Annotated in this window: 7 protein-coding genes; 3 read left to right on the plus strand and 4 right to left on the minus strand. The window is 71.1% G+C overall.

Features of this window, described 5'->3' with window-relative positions:
* The 4 genes from AC2VNT_RS01240 to lmeA form a co-directional block, all read right to left on the minus strand.
* The coding region (locus AC2VNT_RS01240; RefSeq protein ID WP_486945128.1) for a DUF4395 family protein at positions 1–288 on the minus strand (288 nt) is incomplete at its 3' end.
* Positions 289–382: 94 nt separating this feature from the next.
* Entirely contained in the window at positions 383–472 is a 90-nt protein-coding gene (locus AC2VNT_RS01245) for an Ms5788A family Cys-rich leader peptide (RefSeq protein ID WP_486945129.1), read from the minus strand.
* 29 nt (positions 473–501) lie between these two features.
* Positions 502–915: a thioredoxin family protein gene (locus tag AC2VNT_RS01250; protein ID WP_486945130.1), complete on the minus strand. Its 414-nt coding sequence runs from the start codon at positions 913–915 to the stop codon at positions 502–504.
* On the minus strand, positions 908–1,708 hold the full coding sequence (lmeA, locus tag AC2VNT_RS01255; RefSeq protein WP_486945133.1) for a mannan chain length control protein LmeA: 801 nt from the start codon (positions 1,706–1,708) through the stop codon (positions 908–910). The genes AC2VNT_RS01250 and lmeA overlap by 8 nt, the downstream gene beginning before the upstream one ends.
* 80 nt (positions 1,709–1,788) lie before the next feature.
* Here lmeA and AC2VNT_RS01260 point away from each other — a divergent pair, with 80 nt between their 5' ends.
* From AC2VNT_RS01260 to AC2VNT_RS01270, 3 genes are all read left to right on the plus strand, one after another.
* On the plus strand, positions 1,789–2,595 hold the full coding sequence (locus tag AC2VNT_RS01260; protein ID WP_486945131.1) for a winged helix-turn-helix transcriptional regulator: 807 nt from the start codon (positions 1,789–1,791) through the stop codon (positions 2,593–2,595).
* Complete coding sequence (mshD, locus tag AC2VNT_RS01265; protein ID WP_486945132.1) at positions 2,592–3,497, plus strand: mycothiol synthase; 906 nt, start codon at positions 2,592–2,594, stop codon at positions 3,495–3,497. The genes AC2VNT_RS01260 and mshD overlap by 4 nt, the downstream gene beginning before the upstream one ends.
* A gap of 87 nt (positions 3,498–3,584) precedes the next feature.
* On the plus strand, positions 3,585–4,200 hold a 616-nt coding region (locus AC2VNT_RS01270), incomplete at its 3' end, for a phosphate ABC transporter substrate-binding protein PstS (protein ID WP_486945134.1).

A 4,200-nucleotide genomic window follows, 5' to 3' on the forward strand; every position in this document is an offset into this window, starting at 1 on the left:
GACCAGTTGGGCGAAGCGCAGCGGTGCCACCGGTTCCCGCTCGGTGACCGGTGCCAGCCGGGGCGCCACCCGCCTGGCGAAAACCATCCCGTAGGGATGCCGCCGGGGTCCGCCCAGCGCGCCGGCGGCGAATACCGCGGCCTGCGCGGCCAGCAGGACGGCCGCGCCGGCCGCGCTGAACCCGGAGACCAGCAGGACGGTAACCAGCGCCGCGGTGGTGATCCAGGCCGCGAAGCGGGGTCCGCGGACATCCACCCGAACTCGCTGATCGGTGATGACGGTCGACATGATTGCTCCTGGCTGCTGTGTGAGAACGCACGAGTGACGAAAGCACGCCACCGGGATTTCCGGGCCGGTCTGAACTCGGCGCAGCGACGCCTACTCAGCGGCAGCGACAACAGCAGCAGCCCGCGGTGCGGCACAGATCGACTGCGCGGCGCTTGGTGAGCAGTAGCTCAAGGCGGGCGGGCATGACACCTACTTTACCCAATCGGTCGCCTCTCAGGCCAACAGCGGTTCCAGCGCCGAGCGCAACGCGGCAGCCTTCGGGACGCCGGTGGCCCGGTAGAGCTGGCGGCCATCGGCGCCGAAGACCACGGTGGTCGGCAGCGACAGCACGGAAAGTCGGCGCGCCGCCACCGGATTGGCGTCGATATCGACTTCGACGTGGGCGACGCCGAGATCTCCGCAGACCTGGTCGACCACCCGTCGGACCCGATCACACGGTCCGCACCACGGCGCCGAGAAGTGGACCACGGTTGGCCCGTCGGCGGCCAGCCCCGCGATGGTGCCGGCGCCGGTTTCGGCGTCCGGTGTGCTCGCCACCCGCAGCACGCCCGATCGGCGGGTGGCCAGCCAGCCGGCGAGGCCGGCCAGGGCCAGCCCGGCCGCGACGGCGATGATCGCGCTAGCCACGGCCGACGTGCGGGTGCTGGCGGAACTCGGCCAGGGTGACGGTGACGCCGTCGGCGACGCCCTCGATGATCACGTCGGACCCGCGGGCGCCCTGGCTGGTGGGTGCCACCCCGAACGGGAGCGTCTGCTCCGGCAGGCGGCCGCTGAACGCCGCCAGCACCGCCTGGCGCTTGTCCTCGGGAACCGGCTGGTCGGCGGTGTCCGGGCCGGTCAGGATCTCGGTCGGGGTGAACACCAGCGTGGTCCGGTCGGCTATGGATAGATCCACCGAGACACTCACCCGCTTGGTGAACCCGGCCGATCGCGGTGTGCCGGTGAACACCAATCCGTGCGGGTCGGAGATCCCCGATTCGGTGGTCGCGACGGCGGGCTCGCCGGTCTCGGTCGGGGGCGCCTCCACCATCAGGTCCCGGATGCCGAGGAAGCGGCCCAGGTGGACCGAGTCGATGATGACCCGGCTCTCCAGGGTGCCGACCGAGAGCTTCGCGTCCGGGCGGACCAGCCAGGAGGTGTCAGACAGGTCCACCGCGTGCATGGTGGCCTCCAACAAGGCTTTGCCGATGACCGGTTGGCTGACCGCGTGGGCCTTGATCTCCAGCTCGTCGTAGCGATCCTTGACGGCTTGGGGGAGGAACGGGAAACCCAGGACCGCGACGAACGGGTCCGATTCGAGATGGGCCGCCTGGCGGACCGACCGGGAGAGCCGGTACTCGGCGTAGACGGCCGCCCCGAAGTCGACAGCGACGGCACCCACCACCAGCACCGAAATCACGGCCGCCACGCCCACGAGCATCCTGCGCACTCGGACATTCTGGCAGGTCGCACGCTATCGTTAGGTCACCTGGCCGGTAACGGCAGACACTGGAGGGCCCGTTGGAGCTACTGCTGCTGACCGCCGACCCGCATCCGGAGTCGGTGCTGCCGTCGTTGGCGCTGCTGGCGCACACGGTGCGAACCGGCCCGCTGGAGGTCTCGGCCATGCTGGAAGCCGGGGCCGTCGAGGTCGTCATCGTCGACGCACGCACCGAGCTGGCGAGCGTGCGTGGCCTGTGCCGGCTGTTGAGCACCGCGGCCAATTCGGCGCCGGTGGTCGCGGTCGTCACCGAAGGCGGTCTGGTGGCGGTCAACGCCGATTGGGGGCTGGACGACATTCTGCTGCCGGGCACCGGGCCGGCCGAGATCGACGCCCGGCTGCGGTTGCTGATCGGGCGGCACGGCGGGGCGGCCGCCGAGCAGCAGGTCAGCCAGACGACACTCGGCGAGCTGGTCATCGACGAGGGCACCTACACCGCCCGGCTGCGCGGACGACCGCTGGATCTGACCTACAAGGAGTTCGAGCTGCTCAAGTACCTCACCCAGCACGCCGGGCGGGTCTTCACCCGGGCCCAGCTGCTGCAGGAGGTCTGGGGCTACGACTTCTTCGGCGGCACCCGCACGGTCGACGTGCACGTCCGGCGGCTGCGCGCCAAGCTCGGGCCGGAGTACGAGTCGATGATCGGAACTGTCCGCAACGTCGGCTACAAGGTGATCCGGCCGGCCCGCGGCCGCGCGGAGACGGCCGACGGCGACGACGACAGCAGCGGCGAAGGTGACGCTCAGCCGGACCGGGACGATCAGGACGCTGGTGCCGGTGCGCCGGTCGACTCCGACGACCTGGACGCCCCGCTGGCCAGCCAGTGACGGGCTGGCACACCGGCCTCTCGGCTGACCAGCAGCGGCAGGTACGGGAGCTGATCGGCGCCGCCGGCGCGGCCGACGGCGTGGCCCCGGTCGGTGAACAGGTGCTGCGCGAGCTGGGCGAGCAGCGCACCGGTCACCTGCTGGCCGCCGACGGTGACGCGGTGGTCGGCTACCTCAACCTGACCCCGGCGCAGGACGACGGCACCGAGCCGCTGGCCGAGTTGGTGGTGCACCCGCGTGCCCGCCGCCGCGGCATCGGCACCGCGCTGGCCTCGGCGGCGCTGGCCCACGCCGGTGCGACCCGGTTCTGGGCGCACGGCACCACGGACCCGGCCCGGGCGATGGCCGCGAAGCTGGGGCTGGCGCCGGTTCGGGAGCTGCTGCAGCTGCGCCGTTCGCTGCGTGACGTCCCGGACCCGTCGATTCCGGCCGGGGTGCGGATCCGCAGCTATGCGGGCCCCGCCGACGACGCCGAGCTGCTGCGGGTCAACAACGCGGCCTTCTCCTGGCATCCGGAGCAGGGCGGTTGGACGGCGGCGGAGTTCCACGAGCGCCGTCGTGCGCCGTGGTTCGATCCGCAGGGGCTGTTCCTGGCGTTCGACGACCCACCCGTCGGCGATCGTCTGCTGGGCTTCCACTGGACCAAGGTGCACCTCGACGTCCCCGGTCTGGGCGAGGTCTACATCGTCGGCGTCGACCCGGCGGCGCGGGGCCGGGGCCTCGGCGAGGCGCTCACCGCGGTCGGGATCTCCTGGCTGGCGCGCCGGCTCGCCGACGCCGCCGAACCGACCGTGCTGCTCTACGTCGAATCGGACAACGCCGCCGCGCTGCACACCTATCGGCGACTCGGGTTCACCGTGCACAGCGTCGACACCGCCTACGCCGCCCCGGGCCGCGGGTAAAGCCGTGTCGCCGTCGCGTGGGTTTCCGGCCGCGATAGCATCAGCTGACTGGCTGACCGCAGCGAACCACGCCAGAAAGTGAGCACAGTGAAGTTCAACACCGTCGGGACGGCGCTGATCACCGCCGTCACCGCGGGTCTGGTGCTCGCCGGATGCGGCAGCGACGACAACACCGGCGCGGGTTCGGGGGCGGATTCGTTCACCATGACCCCCGGGGCGCTCTGCTCCGGGAAGAACGCCGTCACCGCCGAGGGCTCGACGGCCCAGCAGAACGCGATCGCGCTGTTCAACCGGGCGTGGGGCAAGCTCTGCCCGGGAAAGAACCTGTCCTACAACCCGACCGGGTCCGGCGCCGGCCGTGAGCAGTTCATCGCCGGGCACGTCGATTTCGCCGGCTCGGAATCGCCGCTCAGCCCGGAGCAGGTCGAGGTGGCAGCCAAGCGGTGCAACGGCAACCCGGCGTGGCCTCTGCCGCTGGTCTTCGGCCCGGTGGCGCTGGCCTACCACATCGAGGGCGTCGACAAGCTGGTGCTCAACGGCGACCTGCTGGCCCGGATCTTCAACGGGGCGATCACCATGTGGAACGATCCGGCGATCACCTTCCTCAATCCCGGGGTGGCGCTGCCCGACCTGAAGATCACCCCGGTGTACCGGTCCGATTCCTCGGGCACCACCGACAACTTCAAGAAGTACCTGATGGCGA

Source organism: Mycobacterium sp. TH-M15 (assembly GCF_057473705.1).